The 1,795-nt window shown below is 57.5% G+C and carries 2 protein-coding genes; both read left to right on the top strand.

Translation table 11 applies throughout. The features are described from left to right. The first annotated feature begins 211 nt into the window (after window positions 1-211). Window positions 212-1,345, top strand: coding sequence for a polyamine ABC transporter substrate-binding protein (locus tag PQR40_RS38895; RefSeq protein ID WP_408242441.1), 1,134 nt, complete (start codon window positions 212-214; stop codon window positions 1,343-1,345). A 210-nt stretch (window positions 1,346-1,555) separates the two neighbouring features. Then, window positions 1,556-1,795, top strand: a 240-nt coding sequence (locus tag PQR40_RS38890) for an ATP-binding cassette domain-containing protein (RefSeq protein WP_408511273.1), incomplete at its 3' end; no start/stop codon positions are given.

Genomic DNA, 1,795 nt, shown 5'->3' with positions numbered 1-1,795 from the left:
AATCAGTTCGTGGGAACGCCGGCATTTGCTGCTGCACGTTTAAGGCAGCACGCGCAAAGATAAAACTACTGGAGACAACATGGGGAATAGAAACGGAGAACGCGCACGCGTGTGGCTTGCACTGCATTCTCAAACGCGTCGGTCCATTGTGAACGATCAGCACGAGCAACAGATGCTCGTACAGGCTTCTTTACTTACAGGGAAAAACACCATGAGCGCTTGTGATTCTGGACGTCATCTTCGTCGTGCGGTCGCGGGGGCCGCGCTGCTCGCCGTCACCAGCGTATGTGTGTTGAAGACCACGCCGGCCCTTGCGGCCGATACCGAACTGAATGTCTACAACTGGTCGGACTACATCGCGAAGGACACGGTTCCCAACTTCGAGAAACAGACTGGTATCCACGTCAAATACGACAACTACGACAGCAACGACACCTTGCAGGCCAAGCTGCTTTCGGGCAGTTCGGGCTACGACATCGTCGTGCCGTCGTCAGACTACATGGGCAAGCAGATTGAGGCCGGCGTGTATCTGAAGCTCGACAAGTCGAAGCTTCCGAATCTCGCCAATCTGGACCCGGTGCTGATGAAAATTGTTGCCCAGGCCGATCCGGGCAACCTGTATGGCGCGCCGTACGCGTACGGGACAGACGGTATCGGTTACAACGTGCAGGCGGTGCAGAAGGCGCTCGGCGCCAACGCCCCGGAAGACAGCTGGGCGCTCATCTTCGATCCGGCCAACCTGTCGAAGCTGAAGGGTTGCGGCGTGTCATTCCTCGACGACGCGGGAAACGTGTTCTCTGCGGCCCTGCAATACATACATAAGGACCCGAACAGCACGAATCCGGCCGACTACCAGGCCGCGTACGAAATGCTGAAGAAGATTCGCCCGTACGTCACGCAGTTCAACTCGTCGGGTTACATCAACGACCTTGCCAACAACGATATCTGCGTAGCGTTCGGCTGGTCGGGCGACGTCGGTATCGCACACCGCCGCGCACTGGAAGCGAAGCGTCCATACGAAATCAGGTATGCCAGTCCCAAGGAGGGCGGCCTGCTGTGGTTTGACCTGATGGTAATCCCAAAGGACGCGCCGCACCCGGAAGCCGCGCTGAAGTGGATCAATTACATCGAAGACCCGAAGGTCAACGCCGCGATCACGAACGAAGTGTTCTATCCGACCGCGGATGTCCCCGCGCATCAGTACGTCAACCCGGATATTTTGAAAGATCAGGGCGTCTACCCACCGGAGGATGTGCTGAAACAGATGACGCTGATGAAACCGATACCCACCAACATCCGCCGGCTCGAAAACCGCCTTTGGGCGCAGCTGAAAACCGGCCATTAATGGTTCCGGCTATCCAGCATTGATATCCGCGGAGCAGGGATCGTTCAGTCCTGCCACCTGAAGCAGGTAGTAACGCAATCCACCTGTGCGCTTATGGGTCACATCTGTGCGCAGCCCCGTGTTTCCCGATCGCAGCAACACCTTGGGAGCCGCCGTACGCGTCTCCCAGGGGCACGCTCACGCCTGCGATCCGCAAGGAATGATTACGCCATGAAATCGACGCCCCCAAACAGCGCTACCCAGATGGTCTGCAATCAGGTTCAACCGGCGACCAGGACAAAATCGAAACCGGACGAATTCGTCCGCATCGAAAATGTCGTGAAGAAATTCGGCGACAGCGTCGCTGTCGATAACGTCAATCTGAGCATCGCGAAGAACGAACTGTTCGCGCTGCTCGGCAGCTCCGGCTGCGGCAAATCCACCCTTCTGCGCATGCTCGCAGGGCTCGAA

The sequence above is a fragment of the Paraburkholderia sediminicola genome (assembly GCF_046026855.1).
In the GTDB taxonomy this organism is placed as follows: Bacteria; Pseudomonadota; Gammaproteobacteria; order Burkholderiales; family Burkholderiaceae; genus Paraburkholderia; species Paraburkholderia sediminicola_A.
The sequence above is the reverse complement of the archived record's forward strand: the minus strand, read 5'-3'. Positions and strand labels throughout refer to the sequence as shown.